18 protein-coding genes are annotated in these 25,430 nt (G+C 64.3%); 9 read left to right on the top strand and 9 right to left on the bottom strand.

Annotated features, from left to right (window positions below):
• Positions 1-3: 3 nt before the first annotated feature.
• The 6 genes from ACMGER_RS12155 to ACMGER_RS12130 all read right to left on the bottom strand — a co-directional run bounded on the left by ACMGER_RS12155 (position 4) and on the right by ACMGER_RS12130 (position 7,228).
• Positions 4-435, bottom strand: coding sequence for an acyl-CoA thioesterase (locus ACMGER_RS12155; protein WP_436812397.1), 432 nt, complete (start codon positions 433-435; stop codon positions 4-6).
• A complete protein-coding gene (locus ACMGER_RS12150; RefSeq protein WP_436812396.1) occupies positions 432-1,580 on the bottom strand; it encodes an iron-containing alcohol dehydrogenase in 1,149 nt (382 codons plus the stop codon). Before ACMGER_RS12150 ends, ACMGER_RS12155 begins: the two co-directional genes overlap by 4 nt.
• The gene (locus ACMGER_RS12145; RefSeq protein WP_436812395.1) at positions 1,577-2,380 is read right to left on the bottom strand and encodes an enoyl-CoA hydratase/isomerase family protein; all 804 of its coding nucleotides are present in this window, start codon (positions 2,378-2,380) and stop codon (positions 1,577-1,579) included. The genes ACMGER_RS12150 and ACMGER_RS12145 overlap by 4 nt, the downstream gene beginning before the upstream one ends.
• A 25-nt stretch (positions 2,381-2,405) precedes the next feature.
• Positions 2,406-4,397: an alkyl/aryl-sulfatase gene (locus tag ACMGER_RS12140; protein ID WP_436812394.1), complete on the bottom strand. Its 1,992-nt coding sequence runs from the start codon at positions 4,395-4,397 to the stop codon at positions 2,406-2,408.
• Between the two features lie 130 nt (positions 4,398-4,527).
• Positions 4,528-5,733: a 3-oxoadipyl-CoA thiolase gene (gene pcaF / locus ACMGER_RS12135; RefSeq protein WP_436812393.1), complete on the bottom strand. Its 1,206-nt coding sequence runs from the start codon at positions 5,731-5,733 to the stop codon at positions 4,528-4,530.
• 52 nt (positions 5,734-5,785) lie between these two features.
• Positions 5,786-7,228: an NAD-dependent succinate-semialdehyde dehydrogenase gene (locus ACMGER_RS12130; protein WP_436812392.1), complete on the bottom strand. Its 1,443-nt coding sequence runs from the start codon at positions 7,226-7,228 to the stop codon at positions 5,786-5,788.
• A 737-nt stretch (positions 7,229-7,965) separates the two neighbouring features.
• Between ACMGER_RS12130 and ACMGER_RS12125 the strand changes: the two genes are divergently transcribed.
• The 6 genes from ACMGER_RS12125 to ACMGER_RS12100 all read left to right on the top strand — a co-directional run bounded on the left by ACMGER_RS12125 (position 7,966) and on the right by ACMGER_RS12100 (position 17,299).
• Complete coding sequence (locus ACMGER_RS12125; RefSeq protein ID WP_436812391.1) at positions 7,966-8,538, top strand: RNA polymerase sigma factor; 573 nt, start codon at positions 7,966-7,968, stop codon at positions 8,536-8,538.
• Positions 8,539-8,630: 92 nt separating this feature from the next.
• Positions 8,631-9,584: a FecR family protein gene (locus ACMGER_RS12120; RefSeq protein ID WP_436812390.1), complete on the top strand. Its 954-nt coding sequence runs from the start codon at positions 8,631-8,633 to the stop codon at positions 9,582-9,584.
• A 116-nt stretch (positions 9,585-9,700) separates the two neighbouring features.
• Positions 9,701-12,718 carry a TonB-dependent receptor gene (locus ACMGER_RS12115; RefSeq protein ID WP_436812389.1) on the top strand — a complete coding sequence of 1,006 codons (3,018 nt, stop codon included), beginning with the start codon at positions 9,701-9,703 and terminating at the stop codon, positions 12,716-12,718.
• Between the two features lie 23 nt (positions 12,719-12,741).
• Positions 12,742-14,244 carry an alkaline phosphatase family protein gene (locus ACMGER_RS12110; protein ID WP_436812388.1) on the top strand — a complete coding sequence of 501 codons (1,503 nt, stop codon included), beginning with the start codon at positions 12,742-12,744 and terminating at the stop codon, positions 14,242-14,244.
• Positions 14,245-14,368: 124 nt separating this feature from the next.
• Positions 14,369-15,943 carry an alkaline phosphatase family protein gene (locus tag ACMGER_RS12105; RefSeq protein WP_436812387.1) on the top strand — a complete coding sequence of 525 codons (1,575 nt, stop codon included), beginning with the start codon at positions 14,369-14,371 and terminating at the stop codon, positions 15,941-15,943.
• A gap of 171 nt (positions 15,944-16,114) precedes the next feature.
• The gene (locus tag ACMGER_RS12100) at positions 16,115-17,299 is read left to right on the top strand and encodes an alkaline phosphatase (RefSeq protein ID WP_436812386.1); all 1,185 of its coding nucleotides are present in this window, start codon (positions 16,115-16,117) and stop codon (positions 17,297-17,299) included.
• A gap of 593 nt (positions 17,300-17,892) precedes the next feature.
• On the opposite strand, the gene ACMGER_RS12090 is transcribed toward ACMGER_RS12100, so the two are convergent.
• Entirely contained in the window at positions 17,893-18,102 is a 210-nt protein-coding gene (locus ACMGER_RS12090; protein WP_436812385.1) for a hypothetical protein, read from the bottom strand.
• Positions 18,103-18,761: 659 nt separating this feature from the next.
• Between ACMGER_RS12090 and ACMGER_RS12085 the strand changes: the two genes are divergently transcribed.
• The gene (locus ACMGER_RS12085; protein WP_436812384.1) at positions 18,762-19,400 is read left to right on the top strand and encodes a LuxR C-terminal-related transcriptional regulator; all 639 of its coding nucleotides are present in this window, start codon (positions 18,762-18,764) and stop codon (positions 19,398-19,400) included.
• Positions 19,401-19,435: 35 nt separating this feature from the next.
• Here ACMGER_RS12085 and ACMGER_RS12080 read toward each other — a convergent pair whose 3' ends face one another.
• Complete coding sequence (locus ACMGER_RS12080) at positions 19,436-21,145, bottom strand: hybrid sensor histidine kinase/response regulator (protein ID WP_436812383.1); 1,710 nt, start codon at positions 21,143-21,145, stop codon at positions 19,436-19,438.
• Positions 21,146-21,417: 272 nt separating this feature from the next.
• On the opposite strand from ACMGER_RS12080, the gene ACMGER_RS12075 reads away from it, so the two are divergent.
• A complete protein-coding gene (locus ACMGER_RS12075) occupies positions 21,418-22,041 on the top strand; it encodes a LuxR C-terminal-related transcriptional regulator (protein WP_436812382.1) in 624 nt (207 codons plus the stop codon).
• A 31-nt stretch (positions 22,042-22,072) separates the two neighbouring features.
• On the opposite strand, the gene ACMGER_RS12070 is transcribed toward ACMGER_RS12075, so the two are convergent.
• Positions 22,073-23,101 (bottom strand): cupin-like domain-containing protein, encoded by a 1,029-nt coding sequence (locus tag ACMGER_RS12070; protein WP_436812381.1) that lies wholly within the window; start codon positions 23,099-23,101, stop codon positions 22,073-22,075.
• 257 nt (positions 23,102-23,358) lie between these two features.
• Here ACMGER_RS12070 and ACMGER_RS12065 point away from each other — a divergent pair.
• Positions 23,359-25,430 (top strand): hypothetical protein (locus ACMGER_RS12065; protein WP_436812380.1); only part of this gene is annotated, 2,072 nt, incomplete at its 3' end.

Genomic DNA, 25,430 nt, shown 5'->3' with positions numbered 1-25,430 from the left:
GCGTCAGGCGATCGTCTCGAGGATCGCCCGCCACTCTGCAGGCAGCGCCACCGGGCGGCGAGAGGTCGCGTCGACGTAAACGTGGGTGAAGTGCCCCTCCGCCGCTGCCTGGCCGTCACCCGACACGAACACGCCGAGGTGATACGTAACGCTGCTGGTGCCAAGGCGCGCGACGGCCAAGCCGATCTCCAGCCGCTGGGGAAAGCCGACCGAGGCGGCGTACCGGCAACCGGTCTCGACGACCAGTCCGACGGGAGTGCCGCCCGGGACGTCGAGCAGCCCCTTGTCGATTAGCCAGCTGTTCACCGCCGTGTCGAACCAGGCGTAGTAGACGGTATTGTTGGCATGGCCGTACATGTCATTGTCGTGCCAGCGCGTCGTAACTGGAACGAAATGACGGTAGGTGTCGCGCGGGCGAAACGGCGCGCGGCTCACAGCGCATCTCCGTAGAGCCGGCGCGCGTCGTCGCGCGTTATCTCACGCGGGTTGTTGCGCAGCAGGCGCTGCTGTAACATGGCGTCATCGGCCAGTTGGTCGAGGTGCTCCGCCCTGACGCCGACAGCCGACAGGCGCGACGGCATGCCGGCATCCGCCGCCATCGTCTGCAGCGCCTCCAGCAGTCCTTGCGCCTGCGCCTGCTGGCCAAGGCTCTCGAGTCCCGGGTCGACCAGGGGGGCGAGCTCGGCATAGAGCGGCATCGCGGCGCTCATGTTGAAGCGCAGAACGTGCGGCAGCATAAGGACGTTCGACAGTCCATGCGGTGCGTGGAAGCGCCCACCCAACGGATAGGCGAGCGCGTGGACACCGGCGACGGGGGCATTGGCGAAGGCGACACCCGCCAGATGCGCGCCAAGCAGCATGGCCTCACGCGCCGCGAGGTTGCCGGGATCGGTGCAGGCAGTCAGCAGGTTGGCGGCGAGCAGGCGCAACGCCTCGCGCGCGAAGAGGTCGGACAACGGGTTCTTGAGGTGAGCGGAGGTATAGGCCTCGATCGCGTGGACCATCGCGTCCATGCCGGTGGCGGCCGTCACCGCCCGCGGGAGGCGGAGCGTCAGCACCGGATCCAGGATGGCGGTATGGGCGATAAGGGCCGGTGAAGACACGCCGCGCTTCTCGTCGCCGGGCAGCGTGAGGATCGACACCGGCGTTGCCTCCGATCCGGTTCCCGCCGTGGTCGGCACGAGGATCAGCGGGAGGCCGGTGCCGGTCGCATTGCCGACGCCCCAGATTGCGTCGAGATGGTCGCCGGAGCCGAGCAGATAGGCGGCCAGCTTGGCGACATCCATCGGGCTGCCGCCGCCGAAGCCGACCACGCTCGCCACGCCGGCATCGCGGCCCAGTGCCACGACGCTCTCGAGAGTGGCGCGCGACGGGTCCGCCTCGACCCGGTCGGCCACGGTCACCGCACGGCCGGCCCCCCGCAGTGCGGCCAGCCCCGGCTCGGCGAGGCCGAGCCGCGCGATCTGTTCGTCAGTGACGAACAGCACGGGCCCGTCGGGCAAGCGCGACGCGAGTTGCGTCGATGCACCCGCGCCGCTGACGACGCGCGGGCCGTATTGGAAGGCGAAGTCCATGCTCATGCGATACTCCGTGCGACGGGCGGCTCGGCGTCGCCGGTGCTGAAACGGGGCGGGCGCTTCTCGCGGAAGGCGGCGACCGCTTCGCGATGGTCGCCCGTCTGGCCGAGCAGCGGTTGCATCGTCGCCTCGACCTCCAGAAAGGCATCGAGGCTCGAAGCGGCGGCGGCGCGGAACTGGCGGCGGGCGAGTTGGAGCGCAGTTACCGGACCTGCGGCGATGTCGTTCGCCAGCGTCAGTGCCCGCTGGAACAGACCTTCCGGCGGCAGCGTTTCGAGGGCCAGGCCAAGGCAGTGCGCCTCATCGGCGTCGACTGTTCGGGCCGAGTAGACGATCTCGCGTGCACGCATCGGATTGATCGTCCGCATCAGCTGCCACACCAGCCCGGCGTCGGGGGCGTAACCAATCCGGCGGAAGGTGGCGGCGAAGCGGGCGCGCGTGCTGGCGAGCACGATGTCGGCCGCCATCGCGAAGCCCCAGGCGGCGCCGATGCAGTATCCGTCGACCGCGGCGATGACTGGCACGCGGCAGGCTGCGACGCCGCGGGTCATACAATGCAGCATCCGCATGCGATCGAGAAACAGGTCCGGCGGAGTGTCGCCCATCTCCGCGATGTCGGCGCCTGAGCAGAAGTCGCCTTCTGTTCCGGTGAGAATGACGGCGCGGATCGAACGGTCGTCCTCCACCGCCCGGAACGCCTCGCAGAACTGGGCGCGCATGGCGAGCGTGAAGGCATTCTTCGCAGCCGGCCGATCGAAGGCGATGACTGCGACCCCCTCCTGCCGGGTCATGGTGATCGTCACGCGCGTTCTCCCTTGGCCGCCCGCTTCACGGTGCGGGCGTGACGAGGCCGAAGGTACCCTTCGGCGGATCGAACAGGCCGAGGAAGCGCTGAAGCCGTGCGCTGACGCCTGCGGGAAGGGGCGCAGCCTGCGGCCTGCGCAGCACCGCGGCGACGAGCTGATCGCGCGTCAGCGACAGGGTAGGGGCGGCGCGGACGCCCGTGCCGGCGGGTTGATGAATCAGCACGCCATTGCGGATTTCGACATGCTCGGCCTCCTTGCCTCCGTCGACAACGAGGTTGAACGACATCGGCGCGGCTAGCGCGCGATCGGGGGATAGGCGGACGGCGAGCAAGTTCAGCATTTCCGACAAAGGAAGGTTCGGGATCGAGCCGGCAACCGAATCGAAGCCGGACGTCTTCACGCCTTCGCGCAGTTCCTTCGCGCCCGACAGAAAGGCGTTGCGCCACATCGAACTGGTCGCCTGGTAGCCCTGTTGTTCCAGACTGTCCGCCAGCGCCAGCTTCGCCGCGCGGTTCTCGGGCTGTGCAAACACCAGATGCGACAGGATTTCCGACGCCCAGCGGTACTCGCCGCTCGCGATCGCCGCGCGACCTTGCGTGAGCACCGCATCGGCCCCGCCCATCGCCTCGACGTACCGCGCGCCCGCGGCCTCCGGCGGCAACGTGTTGAGGTGCGCGGGGTTGCCGTCGTACCACCCCAGATACCGCTGGTAGACCGCCTTGGCGTTGTGGCTGACTGTGCCGTAATAGCCTTGGTTGAACCAGCGCTTCGCCAGTGGTTCGGGCAGGCGCAGCCCTTCCGCGATCTCCGTGCCGTTCAACCCGTCGTTCATCATGCGCACCGATTGGTCGTGCAGGTAGGCGTACATGTCACGGTGCGCGGTGAGATAGTCGACAATCTTTGCCCGTCCCCATCGCGGCCAGAAGTGCGAGGTAATCAGCGTGTCCGCCCGCTCGCCGAACAGCCGGATCGACTCGGTCAGGCCATCCGCCCACGCTTTGGAATCGCGCACCTGGGCGCCGCGCAGCGTCAGAAGATTATGGAGTGAGCCGTTTGCGTCCTCCGCCATGTCGAGGACGCGCAGCTGCGGGAAGTAGATCGCCATTTCGGCGGGTGCTTCAGTGTCCGGCAGATACTGGAACTCGATGTCGACACCATCGATCGTGGTGGTCTCGCCCGTCTTGCCGATCTCGCGCGTGGGCGGCAGCATGTGCACAGTGCCGGTCGCCTTGCCGACGCGGTCGAACGCCGGTCCGATTCCGTCGCTGATGTCGGCGGTGGGGCCGGTGCCGATCAGATGGCCGAATGCGTAGATCGCACGGCGGGTCATCGCCGGGCCGGCAATGACGTTCTCCGAAATCGCCTCTTTCAGGAAACCGGCCGGCGCGAGGATCGGAACCGCCCTAGCGGCAGCCTCCTCCGGCGTGATGACCCCCGCGGCGCCTCCGAAATGGTCTATGTGGCTGTGGGTGTAGATGATGCCGGCAACCGGCTTGTCGCCCAGTGTGGCGCGTATCAGGGCCATGGCCGCCCGCGCGCTCTCGACCGTCGTCAGGCAGTCGACGACAATATACCCGGTCTTGCCGACGACAACGGTCAGGTTCGCCAGTTCGATGCCGCGGACCTGATAGACACGGTCGCTCACTTTGAAGAGCCCCGAGCGGGAGAGCAGTTGCGCGTTCCGCCACAAGCTGGGGTTGACGGTCCCCGGGCGTTCACCCTTGAAAATGTCGAGTTCGGCGAGATCGCGGATCACGCGTCCATCGGCCGTGAGGATCTTGCGCCCTGGGATCTCCGCCATGAAGCCGCGGGAGGCCAGATCGAAATCCTCCTTGTCGTTCCATGGTAGGGTGGCGGTGGTCTGCTGATAGTGGCGCAGCGTCGCGTGCGAGGCAGGCTTGGGCTGCGCCTCGGCATCTTGTACCTGCTCTGCCTGCTGTGCCGAAGCGGCGAAAGGCGCCATCGGTCCGAGCAAAGCGCACATTACGGCCAGGGAGGTGTGCAATCTGACCATCATCGGCGCTCCTCTCCATACGCGGTACAGTGCGGATGCCGCGCGTGTCGCTCCTGTCGGAGGGCGGCAAGCGCGGCAAACCGATGTCGGCGCGCCCGCGCCCTTTCGCAAATGTGATACTGTCGTGACCTCACGTCCGTTCGACTGCGAGCGCCAGGCCCATACCGACGCCGATGCACAAGGTCGCAAGGCCGAGCCTGCCGCCGGTTCTCTCCAACCGATGTACCAAGGTCATGGCCAGGCGAGCGCCCGACATGCCGAGCGGATGCCCCAGAGCGATCGCGCCGCCGTTGGCGTTGACATGGGGCGCGTCGTCGGGGAGGCCCAATCTGCGCAGCACCGCCAAGCTCTGACTGGCGAAGGCCTCGTTCAGTTCGATCGCGTCGAAATCCTCGATCCGCAAGCGCAGCCGTTCCAGCAGCTTCTGCGTTGCGGGCAGCGGGCCGATCCCCATGACACGTGGTTCGACCCCCGCTGAAGCCATGCCGAGAATTCTTGCGCGCGGGGTGAGCCCATGCGTGCGGACAGCCGCCTCGCTGGCGACCAGCATCGCGGCGGCGCCGTCATTGATGCTTGACGCGTTCCCGGCCGTGACCGTGCCGTCCGGCCCGAACAACGGCTTCAGCCGGGCAAGCGCCTCGAGAGTCGTGTCGGCGCGGAGCTGCTCGTCGACGGCGACCACGATCGTCTCCCCCCGCTTGCGGCCTGGAACGGCGACGGGAACGATCTCCTCGGCGAAGAAGCCGTTCGCCTGCGCCGCGGCCGCGCGTTGTTGGCTCCGTAGTGCAAAGCCATCCTGATCGGCGCGGATGATGCCGTAATCCGCAGCGACATTCTCGCCGGTGCGCGGCATCGTCTCAGTGCCGTAGGCGGCATCGAGCGCGGGGTTGATGAACCGCCACCCCATGGTGGTGTCCTGCAGGTTCTGGTCGCGTCCGTAGCGGCTGTCCGACTTCCCCATCACCAAAGGCGCGCGCGTCATGCTTTCGACCCCGCCCGCGATGGCGAGCGCCATCTCTCCATCGCGGATCGCACGCGCCGCCGCACCCACCGCTTCGAGGCCCGAGGCGCAGAGCCGGTTGAGCGTCACGCCAGGCACCGTGTGTGGGAGCCCGCCAAGCAGCAGGCTCATGCGTGCGACGTTGCGATTGTCCTCGCCCGATTGGTTGGCACATCCGTAGAATACCTCGTCGATGGCCGCCGGGTCGAAGGCACCGCGCGCGACCAGTGCGCGCATCGGGATCGCACCGAGATCGTCGGCGCGCACGTCCGCCAGCGCTCCCGCGTAGCGGCCAATCGGCGTGCGGACGGCATCGCAGAGAAAGGCTTCGGTCATAACGGTTCCTCGTCGGTGCAGTCCGGGCGGATCACTCGCGATTGCCGGTGGGTCAGACACCCATGCAGAGATATTTGATTTCCATGTAATCCTCCAATCCGTGCCGGGACCCTTCACGCCCCAGCCCGGACTGCTTGACGCCGCCAAACGGCGCTACCTCGGTCGAGATCAGACCGGTATTGATCCCGACCATGCCCGCCTCGAGCGCCTCGGCGACCCGCCAGACGCGCCCGATGTCCCGAGCGTAGAAATAACTGGCGAGGCCGAACTCGCTGGCGTTCGCCTGGGCAATGGCGTCCGCTTCATCGGTGAAGCGGATCACGCCGGCCAGGGGGCCGAAGGTTTCCTCCGAGGCGACCTTCATGTCAGCGGTGACGCCCGACAGCACGGTCGGCTCGAAGTAGGTGCCGCCGCGCTCGGCCGGCCTGCCGCCGGCAAGGATGGTCGCACCCTTGGCGACAGCGTCGTCGAGATGCTCCTGCACTTTCGCAACCGCGGGCTGGTCGATCAGCGGGCCGATGGCGGTACCCTCGTCCATCCCGTAGCCGATCCTCAGTGCGCTAACGCGGTCTGCCAGCTTGGCGACGAACGCGTCATGGATCCCGTCCTGTACGTAGAAACGGTTGGTGCAGACACAGGTCTGTCCGCCGTTGCGGAACTTGGAGACGAGTGCCCCCTCCACCGCGGCGTCGACATCCGCATCGTCGAAGACGAGGAACGGAGCGTTGCCGCCAAGTTCCAGGCTGAGCTTCTTGATCGTGTCGGCCGATTGCCGCATCAGCTCGCGGCCGACCTCGGTCGAACCGGTGAAGCTGATCTTCCGGACGATCGGATTGGCCGTCAGCTCGCCGCCGATTTCACGCGCGTTGCCCGTGACGACGTTGAACACTCCCGCCGGCACGGCGGCGCGTTCCGCCAGCAATGCGAGAGCCAGCGCGGAGAAGGGCGTCTGGGACGCAGGTTTCAGGACGACCGTGCAACCGGCCGCGAGCGCCGGTCCGATCTTTCGGGTAATCATCGCGTTGGGGAAGTTCCAAGGCGTGATCGCGCCGACGACACCGATCGGCTGTCGCAGCGTCACGATGCGACGATCCGTGGCATGCGAGGGAACGACCTCGCCGTAGGCGCGCTTGCCCTCCTCGGCGAACCACTCAATGAAGCTGGCGCCGTAAGCGATCTCGCCCTTTGCTTCGGCAAAGGGCTTGCCCTGCTCGCGGGAGAGCAACTCCCCCAGCGCATCCTGGTTCGCCATGATCAACTCAAAGAATGTCCGCAGAACTTTAGCGCGGTCACCGGCCGGGCGCGCTGCCCATGCGGGAAGCGCCCGCGCAGCGGCATCGATCGCCCGCTGGGTTTCTGCTGCACCCATATTTGGCACGCTGCCGAGCATCTCGCCCGTGCCTGGATCGACGACGTCCAGCGTCGCGCCATCATCCGCGTCGCACCAACCGCCGTCGATATAGGCCTGCGTTCTAACGAAGTCGCGATAGCGCATCGTTCGATGTCTCCTAGAGCATGCGGGACCTGGCGATCAGGCTAGGGTTTGCGGGCGCCGGCCGGGTGCGCAAGACAGGCTTGAGAAAGATGCCGCCAATCAGACTCGTGATTTCTCGAAGCAACGCGCCATTGTCACATGCCTTCGCGGCAAACAGGTCGGCGAGGTCGGGCGGCGGGACCGCGGGGGAGGTTTGGCAGGGGCAAGCGTGCGATGGGCTCAGACCCGCGCAGGAGGTCTCCAACGCTCGCCTGCGCGCGCACTGGCAAGCCAGTAGCGGCCATAAGCGAGCGTTGCGACAACCGCCGTCAGGATCGCCGCCCAATCGGCGGCGCTTCCCAGTAAGTCCTTGTACATCCCCCCTTCCATTGCATGGTTCCTGGACGCACGATGGAGAATTGCCAGTGACGGCTATCTCGAATTTTCCCAGAAAGCCACCGTTCCGGTAACGACCAGTTCGGTCAAGTTCTCGCACTTGCAACTCGATGGATTATGCACCGCGATTTGCTGGAGGGTTTGATCTCCCTCGGCTCCACCATTTGTTATTGACTTATCTAGCGGATTTAAAACGGGTATTCGTATCCTGTAACGGGTGTCGGCTTCTAAGCTTCTGAAATATATAGATAAGAAGGTGCGTGCGGTCGCTGATCGCTTTACGGGTCAATCGTTTACGCGTGTCGCGAAACTGACATCCGCAGCGCCTAGTTGGCTCGCGACCCTGCAGCATCTCCCGGATCATGCCCGCTCTCCGTCCAATCGACCGCTGGTTCGTCGACGAAGTGCTGCCGCACGAGAGCCGCTATATTGCCGTAGCGCGCCGGCTCACGCGCAATCCGGAAGAGGCGGAGGACCTCGTCCAGGAATCGCTGGCACGGCTGCTTGCGCTCGACGGTTGGTCCGCGATCGCCAATCCGCCCGCTTATGTCATTCGCGCCATTCACAACATCGCGATCGAGCGGATGCGGCGCGCGAAGGTTGTCGAGTTTCAGCAGTTGACCGAGATCGAGACGTCGGACCTGAGCGACGAGGCGCCCGATCCCTTTCGAGTTGCCGCCGGCCGCGACAGTATCGCGCGGCTGCATCGGGCGGTTGACGCGCTGCCGGACCGCTGCAAGACGGTCTTCGTTCGCAGGCGTATTCGAGACCAGTCGCCGGGCGAGATCGCCAGTGATCTTGGTATCAGCCTGTCGACCTTCGAGAAGCGGCTAGCGCGAGCCATGTATCTGCTCGCACGTGCGTTTGATCCGGGCGATAAGACATCGGATGAAGGCGATGCAGACTTGGATGGCGACAGCCGAGCGACTGGCTGACCGCGCTGCCGCACAGATTTTGCCGAGGGTTTGGCGGTCGGATGTTGTTCGTTCGTCTGTGAAGTGACGATGATGGTGGATCAGCGCTAGTGATGGATGGAGAGTCTGAGCGCTTTTCCGCTCAACGGCGAGACGCCGACCTCGAGCATGCGGCCGAATGGTTCGCGCGATGGCAGACCGGAAGCGTTGACGAGGCCGCGTTCGCACGCTGGCGCGATGCCGATCCGGCACATGCGCTTGCGTTCGCGCGCGTGACGGCGGCCTGGGAGAGCGCGGCTGTTCCTGGGGCGCTTCCGGAGACAGCTGAAGCACCGCTGATGCCGACTCGCCGTCGCCTGATGCAGGGCGGCATGGCTGCCGCTGCCGTGATGCTTGCAGCCGGCAGCGGCCTGGTGGCGACGCGCGCCTATGCCTGGAACAGCGCGTCCACCGACGTGGGCGAGACGCGCAAGCTGCGGCTTCCGGACGGCAGCATGGCCGCGCTGAACACAGACTCCAAATTGTTCTGGCGCTTCTCGCATGACCGCCGGGATCTTTGGCTGGATCGCGGGGAAGTGGCTCTCGACCTGCAGCCGGGGCCCGCCGCGCGTTTGCAGACCGGGAGCAGCGCAGCAGCGCTTGGCGAGGGGCGTTTCAACGCCCGGCTGCGCCGGACGATGCTCGACCTGATCGTCCTGCGCGGCAACGCGAGAAGTTGGGATCGCACCATGGACGCGCCGGAGGCTGCGGGGGCGCATAGCCGCCAGCGCCTGCTCTTCACGGAGAAGGGGCCTGTCGTTCAGCCGGTTCCGATCGATGGGGTCGACGCAGTGCTCGCGTGGCAGGCTGGAGAGATCGTGTTTCTCGACACGCCGCTCGCGCAGGCAGCGGCCGAGTATAATCGCTATTTGTCGCGCAAGATCGTGATCGAGAACCCGTCGGTCGGTGCCATCCGCGTGGGCGGGCGCTTCCAGTCCGCGGATCCGACCGATTTCCTCCACGCGGTGTCGGCCAGCCTGGGTGTCCGGGTCCGCACCGCCGCGGACGGCTATCATCTCGATCGCTGACGACCTCCGTCCGCCGACCGAAAAATTTTACGGTCACTTGGAGGTGCGACCGGCAACGCTCGTCTGATGGATTGGGGGGCGTGAGCCACGCCCGACAACAAGGCGCAAGGTTGCACATGATCGATTTCCTTCCTCGCCCGCGGCTGGCCGCGGCGCTGCTTTCTTCGTGCGTTCTGATCGCGGTACCCGCAGCGGCGCAGGATCGCTCGTTCGACATTCCGGCACAGCCGCTGCCGAGCGCGCTGACGACCTGGTCGCGTCAGGCGAAGGTGCAGATTTTCTTCCCGAGCGAGCCGATCCGCGAGCGGCGCTCGCCCCTCGTGGAGGGCCGAATGCCGTCGCGCGAGGCATTGCGTCGCCTGATTGCCGGAAGCAGCCTCCGCATCGTCACCGACAATGGCGACACCGTCACGCTCGGCCGCGCGAACGCCGTGTCCCATGCGGATCCCGTGTCTCAGGATTCGTCGCACGCCTCGACGGGCGAACAGGTCGACGACATCGTTGTGACCGGCATTCGCCAGTCGATCGAGACGGCGATCGCGGCGAAGCGCGACGCGGACGCCATCGTCGACGCGGTCGGTTCGGAGGACGTCGGCAAGTTTCCCGACGAGAATGTGGCGGAGTCGCTGCAGCGCGTGACCGGCGTCCAGGTGGAGCGCGTCCGCGGCGAGGCGCAGGAAGTGAATATCCGCGGGCTCGGCGCCGGTCAGGTGCAGGTCCAGTTCAACGGTCGCGTGCTGCCCTCGGCGATCAACGATTCCGCGCAGGTGGACCGCAGCTTCAATTTCAGCATCCTGCCGGCGGAATTCGTCCGCAGGGCCGAGGTCTACAAGACGCCGACAGCAAGCATGGCCGAAGGCGGCATGGCCGGCACCGTCATCGTCCGCACGCCGCGTGCGCTCGACATCGGCAAATCCATCCTGTCGCTAAGCGCGCAAGGAGCGTGGGAGGACAATACCGCGTCCGTCGCACCCCGCATCTCCGGCCTGTACGCCGGCATCTTCGCCGACGGCAAAATCGGCGTCACGCTGGGCGCCGCCTATACCCGGCGTGTCCGGGAGACCGATCTGGCGCGCTTCTACGCCTTCACCAGCGCCACCGAGAGATCGGCGAAGCTCGACCTCAACGGCGACGGCAGGATCACCAATGACACGGTCGAATATGCGGCGATCGCCAATCGCCAGATCCAGAAGGAGGAAACCGATCGCTTGAGCGGGCTGGCTTCGATCCAGTTCCGTCCGACGGAGACGCTCACCCTCACGGCCGAGGGCATGTACAGCCGGCTGCACGACGTGAACGATCAGAGCGTCATGGCGTACCGTTGGAGCTCCGCCACCGGACCGACCGATCCATCCTCGATCACGCTCGCGCCGGGCCGCGATGCCGTGCGCGCCGTAAGGTTGCTGGCCGACAATGTCGATGTGCGGCCCTCGAACGTCTATATGGAGGGGAAAGGCGATCTGGTCACCGCCTCGCTGGGCGGAAGATATCGGACCGATGGCTGGACGGTGGATGCCGAAGCGGCGTTCTCGCGGTCCACGCAGACGCTGAACCAGTTCAACCTCAGCGCGCAGGGCCGGTTCGCGGTGGGATATGACACCACCGCCGACGGCGAGATGGCGTCGATATTCTTCGGCGGCGATGATGCGCAGGCGATCATGGACCCGAACAACTACCGGGTCCTGAACATGAGCGGGATCGTCGACCAGAAGGCGGTCGTCCAGAGCATCGAGGCTCGACTGGACGTCGGTCATGATTTCAGTGGCAGCGTCCTGCGGCGGCTGCAGTTCGGCGGCCGCTACTCCGAAACGAAGTTCGAACAGAACAACCCGGCGCTGACCATCACCGCCGCGGCGCTCGACGATCTATACGGCGGCGCTCTGGGCCCCTCGCCAGCCTTCGGCTCGACCTCCGTCAGCGCAGCGTCCTTCCTTGGCGTCGCCACAGCGTCGCGGGGCGACTTCCTAGGCGCCTATGACGGGCCGGCAACCTTTCCCCGCAGCTTCCTCGCTTCGAACACCAAGGCGGTCCTCGACCGCTATTCCGTAGCGCAACTGGTTGCCGCCGGGACGTCGACGGACGATCCGACCGGCTGGTATGACATCACGGAACGCGCCTATGCCGGCTATGTCCAGCTCGACTTCGGGCGACGCGAGGCCGGCCTGTCCGGGAACATCGGCATCCGGGCGGTGTGGACCGAACAGAGCTCGGTCGGCATCTCGCCGGACTTCACGGCGATCACCTATGATCCCGAAACCGGAAAGACCACCGTGCCCGCCGCCGGGACGATGGAGATCAATCGCGGCTATTGGGACTTCCTGCCCAGCGCGAATCTGCGCTGGAGCCTGGGGGACGGCCTCGTCGCCCGCGCGTCCGCCTCGCGAACGATAACGCGTCCGCCGCTCAACGTCATATCGCCGACCTCGTCCGCCAATGGCGACATGCAGACCATCACGAGATCCAATCCGTACATCAATCCATGGACTTCGAACAATGTCGACGTCGGCCTCGAATGGTATTTCGGCAAGCGCTCGCTTCTTTCGGTCAATGCCTTCTACAAATATGTCGACTCCCTCATTTACAACCAGACGAAAATCCAATCGGTAACGGTCAATCAAATCAATGCCGACGGCAGCACGACGCCTACGCAAATGGACTTCTCCGTTACGATGCCGATCAACGGCGAGAGCGCGACGATCAAGGGGGTCGAAGTCGGCTATCAGCAGCCGTTCACATTCCTTCCGACGCCATTTGACCGCTTCGGGTTCATCGGTAATTACACATTCGTTCTGAACAATAACCGGGCGAGGCTTCCATACTCTTCGAAGCACAGCTTCAACCTGTCCGGCTATTATGAGGACCGGCGGCTCAGCGTGCGACTAGCCTACACGTTCCGGGACGCTTTCGCGCGATCGGATACCGGGCAATATGGCGACGGCTCGCAATCGCTGGCCTATGGCGCGTTGAACGGCAACATCACGTTTCGGCTGACGAAGAATGTCTCCGCGGTGATCGAGGGCAGCAACCTGCTGAACCAGGCCCGGATCCTGACGTCGCTCTACGGCACCTATGCTCCCAACATCTACGAGGACTCCGGCCGCCGCTTCCTGTTCGGCGTCCGCGGACGCTTCTGATTTCCTGATCGAGGAGAGCAATGATGACCGACGGTAATGCGCGCCCGACTGCAGCCGTGCCCACCCGGCGCCGCTTCCTCGGCAGCGCCGCCACCGCGATGATGGCAGCGGCGTTGCCGCCCAACTTGCAGAAGGTGCTGGCCGCGCCGCCGCCCAGCAGCCAGCCGTCGGTGCGCGACATCAAGCACGTCGTGCTGCTGATGCAGGAGAATCGCTCGTTCGACCATTATTTCGGGACGATGTCGGGCGTGATGGGCTTCTCGGACCCGAACGCGATCATGCTGCCGACCGGACGCAGCGTGTTCCACCAGCCGACCGACCTTACCTCAGACGGCTATATGCTGCCGTTCCGCCTGGACAGCCGGAAGACCTCGGCGCAGCGGACCGTGTCCACCGGCCACGGCTGGGTGGTGCAGCATGCATCGTGGAACCACGGCACCATGGACAGCTGGCTCACCGCCCATGCCAAATACGACCGGCACAAGGAGAACGTGCCCTATGTGATGGGCTATTACGACGAGGCCGACCTGCCGTTCCATCGGGCGCTCGCCAACGCCTTCACCATCTGCGACCGCTATCACTGCTCGATGATGGGGCCGACCTCGCCCAATCGCATCTATTGGGAGACCGGCACGATCGATCCCAATGGCGAGAAGGGCGGACCTCTGCTCACCAACGAGGTCGCGATCCGCAGGTGGCGCGCCTATGCGGAGGAGTTGACCGATGCCGGCGTCAGCTGGAAGCATTACCGGGTCGAAGGCGGTATGCGCTCCTCGACGCTATACTTTCAGTCGTTCATGCAGGCCGACTCCAGGTCGCCGCTGTTCCTCAACTCGCAGGTCGGGCCGGCCGACCAGTTCGAGGTGGACGCCCGGAACGATCGCCTGCCCACGGTGAGCTGGCTCTATCCCGGCCCCGGCCAGAACGAGCATCCCGCCAGCGCCACGCCGGCCGCCGGTGCACGCTTTATCGCCTCCAAGCTCGATGCGATCGCCGCGAACCCGGAGGTTTGGGCCAAGACCGTCTTCGTCATCGTCTATGATGAAAATGACGGACTGTTCGACCACGTCCCGCCGCCGGTGCCGCCGGCCGGAACGCCGGACGAATTTCCCACCAAGCGCTCCCCGAAGGGGATCGATCCCGCCGGTTGGCCGATCGGCGCGGGTTTCCGCGTGCCGTGCATCATCGTCTCGCCCTGGACGGTGGGCGGATGGGTGTGCAGCGAGCCGTTCGACCATACCTCCAACCTTCGTCTGCTGGAGTTGGTGACGGGGGTGAAGGCGCCCAACATCAGCGCCTGGCGTCGCGACACCTTCGGCGACTTCACGTCCGCGCTCCGCTTCGACCAGCCAGCGGCACGTCCGCCGAAGCTGCCGGACACCAGCGTGGCGCTGGATATGGTCGAGCGGGCGGTCGCGACCCAGTCGCCGGTGGTCTTCCCGACTTCGCATCAAGTGACGCCGGAACAGGCGCCGGGCAAGCGGCCGAGCGTGCCCAGGGAAGGAGATGCCGGCGTCCGCCGATGAGGTGCCGCCGGTCATGCGGGCGCGATCCGCGCGCCTGCATGGCCGCTCCTGATCTTCGCGAACGAGAACGCCCGCCGGCAGGCGTCGCTCTGTCCCAGGTGCCGGAAACGAAAGGATCGGATCGATGACGGATACGACTACGCGCACGCCGAAGCAGAACTACACGCGCCGCCGTTTGCTGGGTGCCGCCGCCACAGGTGGTGCCGCCCTGGCGACCGGCGCCTGGGCAGCGGCATCGGGGTTGCTGGACGCCGGCGGCTCGGGCGGCGGCGGCGCCGGACTGATCGTGCTGCCGCCGAACGTCCGCAAGGCGCTGGCGGCGCCGCCGCCGAGCGCGCAGTCCTCGATCAGCGACATCAAGCATGTCGTGCTGCTGATGCAGGAGAACCGCTCGTTCGACCATTATTTCGGGACGATGTCGGGCGTCGCCGGCTTCTCCGACCCCAATGCGATCACCCTCTCGACGGGCCGGAGCGTGTTCTACCAGCCCACCGACACCAATCCCGACGGCTATTTGCTTCCATTCCATTTGGACAGCCAGACCACCTCTGCCCAGAAGATCCCGTCGACCGGTCACGGCTGGCTGGTGCAGCATGCCGCATGGAACGGCGGCAAGATGGATAGCTGGCTTCCGGCGCATTACCAATATGACCGGAACAAGCAGAACGTGCCGTTCATCATGGGCTATTACGACGAGACGGACCTGCCGTTCCACCGCGCGCTGGCCGACGCCTTCACCATCTGCGACCGCTATCACTGCTCGATGATGGGGCCGACCTCGCCCAACCGAATCTATTGGGAATCGGGCACCATCAATCCGCCCGGTGGCCGCGGAGGCCCGCTGCTCGGCAACGAACCCGGCGTTCGCCGTTGGCGCGCCTATGCCGAGGATCTGACCGACGCCGGCGTGAGCTGGAAATTCTACCAGGTGCCCGGCGGTATGCAGAGCGCCACGCGCTATTTCAGCGCTTTCCAGAACCCCTCCACCTCATCGCCGCTCTACAAGAATTCGCGCCAGGTCGCGGTCGACCAGTTCGCCCGTGACGCGATGGCCGACAGGCTGGCTACGGTGAGCTGGCTGTGGCCCGGCCCGGGGCAGAACGAGCATCCCAACGAGTCGATGCCTGCCGCCGGCGCGAAGTTCATCTCCGACACCATCGATGCGATCGCCGCCAACCCCGAGGTCTGGGCCAAGACCGTGTTCATCCTCGTCTATGACGAGAATGACGGGCTGTTCGACCATGTCCCGCCGCCGACGCCGCCTGCCGGCACGGACCGTGAATTCGTCTACATCGATTCGCCGACCGGCATTCCGGGCATGGGCTATCCGATCGGCGGTGGCTTCCGCGTGCCGTGCATCATCGTTTCGCCCTGGACGGCGGGCGGATGGGTGTGCAGCGAGCCGTTCGACCATACCTCGTGCCTGCAGTTCCTCGAGGTGGTGACCGGCGTGCGGGCATCGAACGTCACGCCGTGGCGCCGCCAGACGTTCGGCGATCTGACCTCGGCGTTTCGGTTCCAGGATCCGGCTTCCGCGCCGTCACAATTGCCCGATGCGGATGCGGCGCTCGCGCTGGCCGAGCAGCAGGTGGCGACACTGCCGCCGCCGATCGCGCCGACCTCGAATCAGGTGCCGCCGGCGCAGCAGCCGGGCCAGCGGCCGACGGTTCCGGAGAGAAGTGAATCGATCAGCCGATAACCGCACCCTCGAGCCGGCCGGAGCGCTCGTTGCCGGCCGGCTCGAGGTTCGTGCCGGGTTGTCGGGCATGTCATTACGATTGCACGCGGCCCGGGTAGCGGGCGACGACGCGGCTCGAGCAAGCCGCGTGGAATTCGCTCGAATGCACGCTCGCATGAAGGAACCAACTCGATGTTCAGGCTGAAGACGACCCTGCGCGGACGCATGGGGAAGCGCGCTCACCAGCCCGCTTGTGCTGCCCACAAGTCCAAGGCTGAGCTGCGCGCCGCCATCCTGCTGGCGGGCGCGCTCGCCATCTGTGGCAGCGCGCCGGCCGAGGCACGGCACGCGCGCAACGTGATCCTCTTTCTGGGCGATGCGGGCGGCCTCCCGACCCTGAGCGCCGCGGGCATCCTGGCGCACGATCGTCCGCAGTCGCTGTTCATCCAGTCGATGCCCAACATCGCGCTGTCCGACACCTCGTCGCTCAATCGCTGGGTCACGGATTCTGCGGCCGGGATGACCGCGATCGTCACCGGCAACAAGACCAACAATGCGTGGCTTTCGGTGGTGCCCTCCGCCAATGGCGCGGGGGTCACGCCGGTTAAGACGATCCTCGAATATGCCGAGGAGCGTGGCCTCTCCACCGGCGTCGTCACCAATATGCCGATCTGGGATGCGACGCCGGCTGCCTGCTACGCGCACGTGCCTGCCCGCTCCAACAAGGACGAGATCTTCCGGCAAATGCTGGCGCCGCGCTTCGGCGACGGCGTCGACATCCTGATCGGCAAGGGCCGCAAGGAGGCGGAAGCTTCGTTCGCTAAGAACGGCATGACCGCCGCGCAGGCCTTCGCCAAGGCCGGATACTCGTTCGGCGATGATCCTTCGGCGCTGACCGGTGGGTTGGGGCGCTCCGCCATTCTTCGCAATGACGACTTCGCCGCCATTCCCGCCGTGGAAGCGACGATTGCCCGCCTCGATCGCAACCGGAAGGGCTATTTCCTGATGGTCGAGTGGGACATGCATACCGACCAGCCCGAGAAGGGACTGCGGCACGCGATCGAGATGGACGATATGATCCGCCGCGTGAGCGCCATCGCCGGCAAGGACACGCTGATCCTGTTCGTCGCCGACCATAGCTTCGGCCTGAGAATGGAAGGTGGGATGCGCACCGCGCCGTTCGCCGAACAGTATACCGCGGTGTCGAAGGCTGGCACAGCGGGCGAGAGCCGCCCCTTGATTAGCGTTGAGGACACGCACACCGGCGAGGAAGTGGTCGCCGCCGCATCTGGTCCCGGCGCCGAGAGGTTGCGCGGTTTTCTTTCCAACACGCGTCTTTTCGAAATCATGATGGCCGCTTTCGGTTGGAAGTCATAACGAGCGGCCCGTCTGCCCGGCAGCTTAGCGCCCGCATTGCGGCCATTCCGGCGCGGCTGCAACTCCCCAAAAGCAGTCATTAAACTGGCGTGCCGTTAATCGGCAACTATTGGGTAATTAAACCTCTTGGCGCTCAGTCTGTGATATTATCCATAAAGGCGTCCACCGCCATCGAGATATCGGAGAACAGTCGTTCCCGCGTGAAGCCGGACATCGTCAGAGCCCTCGACGGGCAGCACCTCGCAATATGTGTCTAAGTCGGCGATTGATGGCGGCGAAGCGCCTCGGTATCCTCCGGAGTGTGGATCTGGCGCCACGCCTGGTCGCCGTCGAATCCCATCGTCATGAACTCTCGGCCCCGGTTGGCCTCGATCGTCGCGCGCATTTCGAGAAAGTCATCAAAGGTAGAGCGTGGGATGCAGAGACGGCCGAAATAGTCTTGGCAGCGGCCAAGTGGTCCAACTCACGCAGTTGCCAGATCGTCAGCGTGTCTAGCACTACGCCCTTGCCGTGCGCGGCCCGAACGAAACCGGCGGCTTCCTCCCGCTCCTCCTGCGCGCCGAGGCAGGTGCGCAGGTTGATCCCGGACGATGTCAAGTGCTCAGCAACCCCGAGGATGGGCTTCTTTGCCATCGCCGTGACCGCCGAAAAAGCGGAACCGGGAAATCGACATAGGTCTCGGTGACGACATCGCTGCGCTGCTGGAGATCGCGCACCATGTCGAGCACCGGCTGCACGTCACCGTCCTTCATGGCCATCTCGATGAGCGAGGTCGCATCGGGAAACCGCGCGGCGTGGGTCATATCGCGTCATCTCGCCCGTCGAAGCGATCGCACGAAGGATCTCTACGTGGCGCTCATCCGCGCCATCTTCCGGAAGGCGATGCGCGAATGGGAATGGCTCGAGCATATTCCGGCGTTCAAAGACCTATTCGAGGGGCGACAAGGTCAGGGTGCGGCATCTGACGCACGATCAGGCCAAGGCGCTCCTGGAACGTCTCCCGGCGCACCAGGCGGAGGTCGTACGCTTCGCGCTCGCGACGGGGCTGCGCCAGGGCAACATTCTCGGTCTCTCATGGGACAGGGTCGACATGACCGCCGCATCACGACGATCGAGCATGGCGACACGAAGAACGGGGAGGCGCTCGGCATACCCCTGAACGACGTGGCTCTGGCGGCGCTGGGCCGGCAACGGGGCAGACATGTGACCCATGTGTTCACGTTCCGCGGCAGGCCGCTCAGGAACGCGAACAACCGGGCGTGGCGTGCGGCATTGAAACCGACCGCAGCTTCGAAGCCATCATCTACCTCGCCGCCGCCGTCATCAACTCACGATGAATCCCCCACAGCTCCTAGTGCATATGTACTAGTCGGTTGCCGATTGCCGTCCGATGCCGGGCGCTGCATGTGCTCCGGGATATGGCCGTCAACGAACGTGACGGCTCGTGCATGGATGGGCGCCGATGGCAATCGTGTCTCGTGAGGTCGAGCGTATCATCATCGCCGACGATCATCCGGTCTTCCGCGAAGGTGTTCGGCGCCTCATTCAGCGCCTTTGTCGCGACGCCGAGATCATCGAAGCCAGCACCTGGGACGAAGTTCTGGTCAACGCGAAGGCTGGCGTGCCGCCAACGATCTTCGTCCTCGACCTGCTCTTTCCCGGATGTGCCGGACCAAGCTCCATCGAGGTCCTGCGCGACGAGTTCGGGCAGGCATCGATCATCGTCATCTCCATGATCGATCGCGAGGATGACATCGAGGACATCATTGCTGCTGGAGCGAACGGTTTCATCGGCAAAGCGGTTCCGCCTCAGGAGATGATGGCGGCCTTTCAGGCGATCAGGAACGGCGAGTTCGTCATCCAGCGGACTGCGGGCGCGGGTATTTCCGCGACCAAGCCGCCCGATCCGCTCGGTGAGCTGACGTCGCGCCAGCTGGACGTTCTGCGCCTCATCGCCGTCGGAAAGACCAACAAGGAAATTGCTCGAGAGCTCGACATCTCTCCGTTTACCGTGAGAATCCACGTCTCTGCGCTGCTCCAGAACCTCAACGTCGCCACGCGCTCGGGCGCGGCTGCGAAAGCGGCCGAGTTCGGCCTTTGATCGCGAGCGCAATGCTCGAACGCCGTCCTCGCGTGTCAGTCTGCCTGCGAGATCCGACGCGTTAGGCTCGTAAGTCGCGAGACCTTCAGCCGCGTTCCGATCAGGCTCAAGCGCAGCTCGGTCGGGCGAACCGGCTTGGAGAGGATCGGTATTGCCTGATCGCTCAGGTCTTCGCGGATACGGCTGACGTCATGCCCCGTCAGGACGATCGCAGGCGCCTCGTGTCCGACCAACGACCGCAGGTGCGCGATGCAGTCGCTGCCGGTGATGCCGCTCCCCAGATCATAGTCAGTAATGATGAGATCGCAGGGCATCACAGTCGCGGGAAGCGCCTTCTCGGCCTGCACGATGCAACCCCATTTCTGCAGCAGCGTACATGTCGCGTCCAGAACGTCGACGTCATCCTCCACCAGAACGATACGCATCCCTTCCAGGAGGGATTTCTGACGCTCGGGCAGATCACGCGTCGCGATCTCCCCGGAATGGACGGATTCGGCGAGCGGCAGGCCGGAGATCGTGACCGACGTGCCGCGTCCCTGTATCGATTCGATTGTCACGTTCAGGTCCATGAGACCGGCCATGCGCTTGACGATGGCCAGCCCGAGTCCGACTCCGTCGACGTCCCTGTCGCCCCTCTCCCGGACACGATAGAATTCATTGAACAGCAGAGGGAGGTGATGAGCCGCGATTCCATCACCCCGATCATGGACCTGTATGGCCAGAGACGCGCCCTTTCGTCGGCAGCCGATCAGGACGGGCCTTCCAGGGGCATATTTCAGTGCGTTGGACACAATGTTCTGGACGATCGTGGTCACCAGCGTCGGGTCCGTCTGAACGTGATAGCCGTTCGGGACAAGCCTCAGGTCCACGCCGGCCCATTGCGCCATCTGTGCATTCTGGTGAACGACCTCTCGGAGAATATCTCCGATCGCGACCGCCTGCGGTTTGGGTTGCACGGACCCGCTATCCAGAGTCGATATATCGAGCAGAGACCTGAACAGGCGACCCAGGCTGTCGACCGAGCGGTCGATGCTGTCAACGAGCGACTGCTGCTCGTCATTCAGTCCAGCATCACGAAGAATGGCGGTGAACAAGCTCATCGCGTGGATCGGCTGACGAAGATCATGGCTTGCCTGGGCCAAGAAGCGGGATTTCGCCAGATTCGCCTCGAGGGCGGCGTCATAGGCGGCCTGCAGGCGGCTCAGCAGAGACAGGATGTAAGACGGCACGAGTATCGTGGTCAGCGCCAGGGTAAGCGGGACGTAGATGTTCGCCCGCCAATAAGGATTCAAGACAGCGGTGATCGTCAGCGACCCAAGCGCAATGATGGTGGCAGCAACCAGGTATCGGGAACCGTATCGAATGCCATAGCCGACCGTAACCCAGAGCAGCACGGCGTAGACCGGAAGCAGAACATGCTCCCCCACTGCGAGCGAGGCGGTGATGATGACGTAGTCAGCCCCAAACGCGATCAGGCGTCGAGGAAAGTTGAATCCTGGATTTCTTGTTACCCAAATGAATATCCAGGTAGACGTTGCTAGATAAATTATATAGAGCGACACAAATAAAAAATTGTCAAATAGGAGAAAACTGCTAATTATAGAGACGACTAAGAAGTGCAGGCTATAGATAGGAATTAATACAAGGCGAACGAGCGCTTGTCCGCGTTCGGTGTCATATTTACGATCAGTCGATCTAATTTTTCCTGAGATATATCTCGTCGTGGCGCGGATATATTGAATCACACTATGCCTTTCCTTCCATGACGAGGTCGACCGAGACAGATGCCTGCCTTTGGATTATGCTGTTTATGCGACTTTGCTGCCGACGTCCGCCATTTGGCCGTCACGCCATTGCCTGCGTCGCACGCGACAACGGGCACGAAGCGTCATGCGCATAGTGCACATGTATTACTGGCTGAGAATGTCTCGCGCATCGCCAAGCATCTGGTAGTTTGCTCCTAGGTCAATTGGCTTAGCTCATGTGTACAGGACAGCCGGGCGTGGAAGGGACAAGCATGACTGCTGCGGATTCTCCGCCGAAGAGAATCATCGTTGCTGACGGCCAGCCGATATTCAGGGAGGCGATGCTCCGCATTGCGGAGGAGGTGTTTCCCAAGGCATCGTTGTATGACGCGAGCGATCTGGACAGCTTGATGGCGCGGCGTCGGGTGGATCCCGACCTGATCGTGCTGGATTTCCTATGTCCCGATTACGATCCCGTCTTCTCGGCGCGCTGGCTGCGCGGAGAGTTTCCGAATGCGTCGATCATCTTCGTCTCCACCCTGAGCGATCGCAGAACAATCGCCAATGTCCTGACAAACGGAGCTGACGGGTTCATCAGCAAATCGGCCACGCCGGATGAGATGCGCGTGGCCTTGCGGGGCCAGGATTGCGGTCTTCATCGTCAGCAGGCCTCGCCACCGCCCGATCATGGCGAGGGATTGACGCCGCGCCAGCGCGAGATTCTCGATCTGATCGCGGAGGGCAGGTCGAACAAGGAAATCGGTCGCGCGCTCAATATCTCACCGTTTACGGTCCGGATTCATGTTTCGGCCGTTCTGCGCTACCTGGGTGTCGAGACACGCGCGGCCGCCGTAGCCAGGGCGATCAGCATCGGCCTGTCGCCGCGGTTCCAATGATCTCTCCGGAGCAGATAACGACCGGCGGTCATCAGACTTCCCGATAGGTCGAATAGACCGAATGAAAGTCGTTATCGAACAGGAAGTTGGTGAAGGTGACCGTCACGCTCACGTCCAGCGCGCGGACCTGATGCCACCATCCCACCGGCAGGAACAGCAATTCGCCCGGCTGCAGGTCATATTGCAGCACCTCGACATCGCGCATCAGCGGGAACCGGGCATAGTCGATGGTCTCGAGATCGACCTCGCTGTAGACGTGCAGCCGATTGTACATGCGGGCGATGTCGAGCCCATCGACCAGGTGGACACGCTTGCGACCGAGAATCTGCGCCATGAAGTTGTTGGTTAGATCGTGATGAGTCGGCGTGATCGTACCGGTGGGCCCGATCCAGAAGAAGCCGCGGTTCGCCGGATCGCGACTATCCAGATACTCGGGGATCTGGACGATATCGTCCCATAGCTCGGGAAGCACGGACATGTTCGCGCTTCCGTTGTTGGCGGTCATGTAGGTTTCGTTGCTCTCGCCTTCGTCGAGCACATGGCGCATGAAGTCGGCGAAACGCATCACCTCGTGATGGCGTCGAACTTCGCTCTCGTAGGGTAGGGGGCCGGTGCGTTTCGTTTGCACCTGGACCAGCCGGTCGGCGAAACGCGCCGCGAGATCTTCGGGCGTCCAGCGCATCGCCGGCCAATCCTCTATGCGGCCGGTAATGACGACTGGGCGATTGGCGCTGTAGTAATCGCGCAGAAACGCTTCGCGGCCCAGCCTGTGGCGACGGTCGATCCCGCGCGGACCGGCGTCACGCAGCCGCTTCGTCCTCAGCTGCACATCCAGGCTCCAGTCGCGTTTGGCGACGCGTCCCGCCAGCAGTCTCGCGGCGTGTAGATAAGGGCTGCGATCGGCGGCATCGAGCTCCTGCCGCGCTTCTTCCGGGTGAAAGCCGTTGTCGATCAGTGTCCGGAAAAGACTGTCTCGCGCCGTGCCCAATGCCAGGTTCTCCGCGATCCAGCCGCGCCAAGCATCATCGAATGTCGAAAAGGAAACGGGATCGATTCGCATCGATATTCCGAAATTGTGCGAAGTTAATTTGCGCATAATTGATCATGTGCGCACGAAACTTCATGTTGATACTATAATGCAGTCAATAATGGCATCTCGTATGGTATCGACCGGGATGTGTTCAGGATATAGTACATATGTTCTAGTGAAATAACTTTCGATAAATGCCACCCCGCGCCTGTTCGGTCCGACCCGGGCATGTTCCCACCGCGCTCGGATCATGGACTTCTTCTTAAACAGCTAGGGGTGATTTTCGAATGATCAGGACGATCGCGAGCTTCAGGCGGGCTCTTGGCGCTTCGACGGCGCTTGGTAATGGACGGGCGCTCGCCGCGCTGCTGCCGCTACCGGCTATTCTGATAGCGACTCCCGGCAGCGCGCTCGCGCAGGATACCGTGCTCGACAGCGGCAATACGACCTGGTCTACGGATCACTCCATCACCGAAGCACTGATCGTGGGGCAGACGATGCCCAACGTCTCGCTCACGATCAACGACGGCGCCGATGTGGTGGTGGCCGAGCAGGTGACGATCGGCCAGCGCGGCGGATCGTCGGGGACGATCACCGTCTCGGGCGCCGGCTCGAAACTGGAGGTGACGCGCACCAACAGTATCCTCAACAATCTGCTCGAGATCGGCGGAGGCGGCTTCGGCACGCTGAACGTGGAGAGCGGCGGACAGGTCTCGGTGCGCAACATCGTCATGGGGAGCACCCCGACGGTCGACAACAGCGGCGGTGTCATCAAGGTGAGTGGCGCTGGGTCCGTGATCACGGCCGATACGCTGCGCAATCGCACATGGGACAACGACGTCAACGACGCGGGCGCGATCACGATCGAGAACGGCGGCAAGATCGCCACGATCACCGTCGAGCTGGACGGGGCGCCGGCGGACAATTCGAGCACCGCGAACCAGACGCTGATCACCGGGCAGGGCTCGCTGTGGGCGAACAGCGGTACGCTCACCAACTCCCGCAGCATGACCGTCCAGGACGGCGGCAGGCTGACCACCGCGGACGCGGTGCTGCGTGGCATGTCCACGTCGCTGGCAACGACCTATGTCACCGGCGCCGGTTCGGCGTTCACGGCGACCGGCAAGATCCGGATCGGCGACAACAGCAACCACAATCTCGTCGTGGCGAACGGCGCCAGCCTGTCGGCGCAGGAGATCGTGCTCGGCGGCAACACGAGCCCCAATCTCGGCGCGCTCACCTTCGGCGGCAAGGTGAACTTCAACGTCTTCGACGAAGCGACCTCGGTCGCTGCCGAGGCTGCCGGGACGCTCAACGAGGACGCGCGCATCACCTTCACCGGGGAGGATGGCCAGCTCATCTTCAATCACACCGGCACCGGTTATGCGTTCAAGAACGCCATCTCGGGCGATGGAACGATCGTTAGCCTGGCGGGCGAGACGATCCTGTCGGGCGACATGACGAAATTCATCGGCACCGACAGCATAACCGGCGGTGTGGCGGTGAAGGGCGGCAGCCGATTGGTCCTCAACAGCAATTTCGGAACTGATGCCAGCGGCGATAGTGAATATGGGAGCTCCGGGCCAAACGCGCTCATCATCGTCGATAACGGCACGCTCGTCGTCAACGGCGAGACCGGCCATGTCTTCACCAACTTCCTGGGCAACCAGTCCTATACAAGCCGGGTCTATGTCCGCGGCCAGAGCGATACGGATCCCAACGCCTTCGGGCGCCTGGCCGGAACCGGAACCGTGGGAACGGTGCGGCTCTACGGATTCAACTCCAGCAACGGCAAGCATGCCGTCATCTCGCCCGGCGACAATTCGGTCGGCACGCTGACCGTGATGGGCCAGCTCGAGTTCGGCGACAATTCCATCTACGAGGTCGATGTCCTCGGCAACGGCGCCAGCGATCTCATCCGAGTGCTTCCGGTCGGTACCAGCACGCCCGGCGCGTTGCAGGGCGGCGTGCTGATCGGCAACGGTGTCAACGTCGAAGTGACCGCGCTCGACCCTGCGACCAGCTATCAGGACGGCAAGACCTATACGATCCTGACCGCACCTGGCGGCATCAGCGGCACTTTTGCGCAAGCGGTATCCAAGTCCGCGTTCCTCAACGTGGGCCTTGACCACCAGACGAACCAAGTCGATTTGAAAATCACGCTGAACGCCCCGCCGACCCCGACGCCGACCCCGACGCCGACCCCGACGCCGACCCCGACCCCGACCCCGACCCCGACGCCGACCCCGACGCCGACCCCGACGCCGACCCCGACGCCGACCCCGACCCCGACGCCGACCCCGACGCCGACCCCGACGCCGACCCCGACGCCGACCCCGACGCCGACCCCGACGCCGAC

This window comes from Sphingomonas astragali (genome assembly GCF_051400615.1).
In the GTDB taxonomy this organism is placed as follows: domain Bacteria; phylum Pseudomonadota; class Alphaproteobacteria; order Sphingomonadales; family Sphingomonadaceae; genus Sphingomonas.
This window is presented reverse-complemented; position numbering and strand designations above follow the sequence as displayed.

Excerpts from the sequence above, each read along its gene's own strand:
- ACMGER_RS12110 (WP_436812388.1), top strand. The coding sequence starts at position 12,742 with ATGACCGACGGTAATGCGCGCCCGACTGCAGCCGTGCCCACCCGGCGC.
- ACMGER_RS12140 (WP_436812394.1), bottom strand. The coding sequence starts at position 4,397 with ATGGTCAGATTGCACACCTCCCTGGCCGTAATGTGCGCTTTGCTCGGA.
- ACMGER_RS12090 (WP_436812385.1), bottom strand. The coding sequence starts at position 18,102 with ATGACCCACGCCGCGCGGTTTCCCGATGCGACCTCGCTCATCGAGATG.
- ACMGER_RS12075 (WP_436812382.1), top strand. The coding sequence starts at position 21,418 with ATGACTGCTGCGGATTCTCCGCCGAAGAGAATCATCGTTGCTGACGGC.
- ACMGER_RS12125 (WP_436812391.1), top strand. The coding sequence starts at position 7,966 with ATGCCCGCTCTCCGTCCAATCGACCGCTGGTTCGTCGACGAAGTGCTG.
- ACMGER_RS12120 (WP_436812390.1), top strand. The coding sequence starts at position 8,631 with ATGGATGGAGAGTCTGAGCGCTTTTCCGCTCAACGGCGAGACGCCGAC.
- ACMGER_RS12100 (WP_436812386.1), top strand. The coding sequence starts at position 16,115 with ATGTTCAGGCTGAAGACGACCCTGCGCGGACGCATGGGGAAGCGCGCT.
- ACMGER_RS12085 (WP_436812384.1), top strand. The coding sequence starts at position 18,762 with ATGGCAATCGTGTCTCGTGAGGTCGAGCGTATCATCATCGCCGACGAT.
- ACMGER_RS12105 (WP_436812387.1), top strand. The coding sequence starts at position 14,369 with ATGACGGATACGACTACGCGCACGCCGAAGCAGAACTACACGCGCCGC.
- ACMGER_RS12130 (WP_436812392.1), bottom strand. The coding sequence starts at position 7,228 with ATGCGCTATCGCGACTTCGTTAGAACGCAGGCCTATATCGACGGCGGT.
- ACMGER_RS12070 (WP_436812381.1), bottom strand. The coding sequence starts at position 23,101 with ATGCGAATCGATCCCGTTTCCTTTTCGACATTCGATGATGCTTGGCGC.
- ACMGER_RS12115 (WP_436812389.1), top strand. The coding sequence starts at position 9,701 with ATGATCGATTTCCTTCCTCGCCCGCGGCTGGCCGCGGCGCTGCTTTCT.
- pcaF (WP_436812393.1), bottom strand. The coding sequence starts at position 5,733 with ATGACCGAAGCCTTTCTCTGCGATGCCGTCCGCACGCCGATTGGCCGC.
- ACMGER_RS12150 (WP_436812396.1), bottom strand. The coding sequence starts at position 1,580 with ATGAGCATGGACTTCGCCTTCCAATACGGCCCGCGCGTCGTCAGCGGC.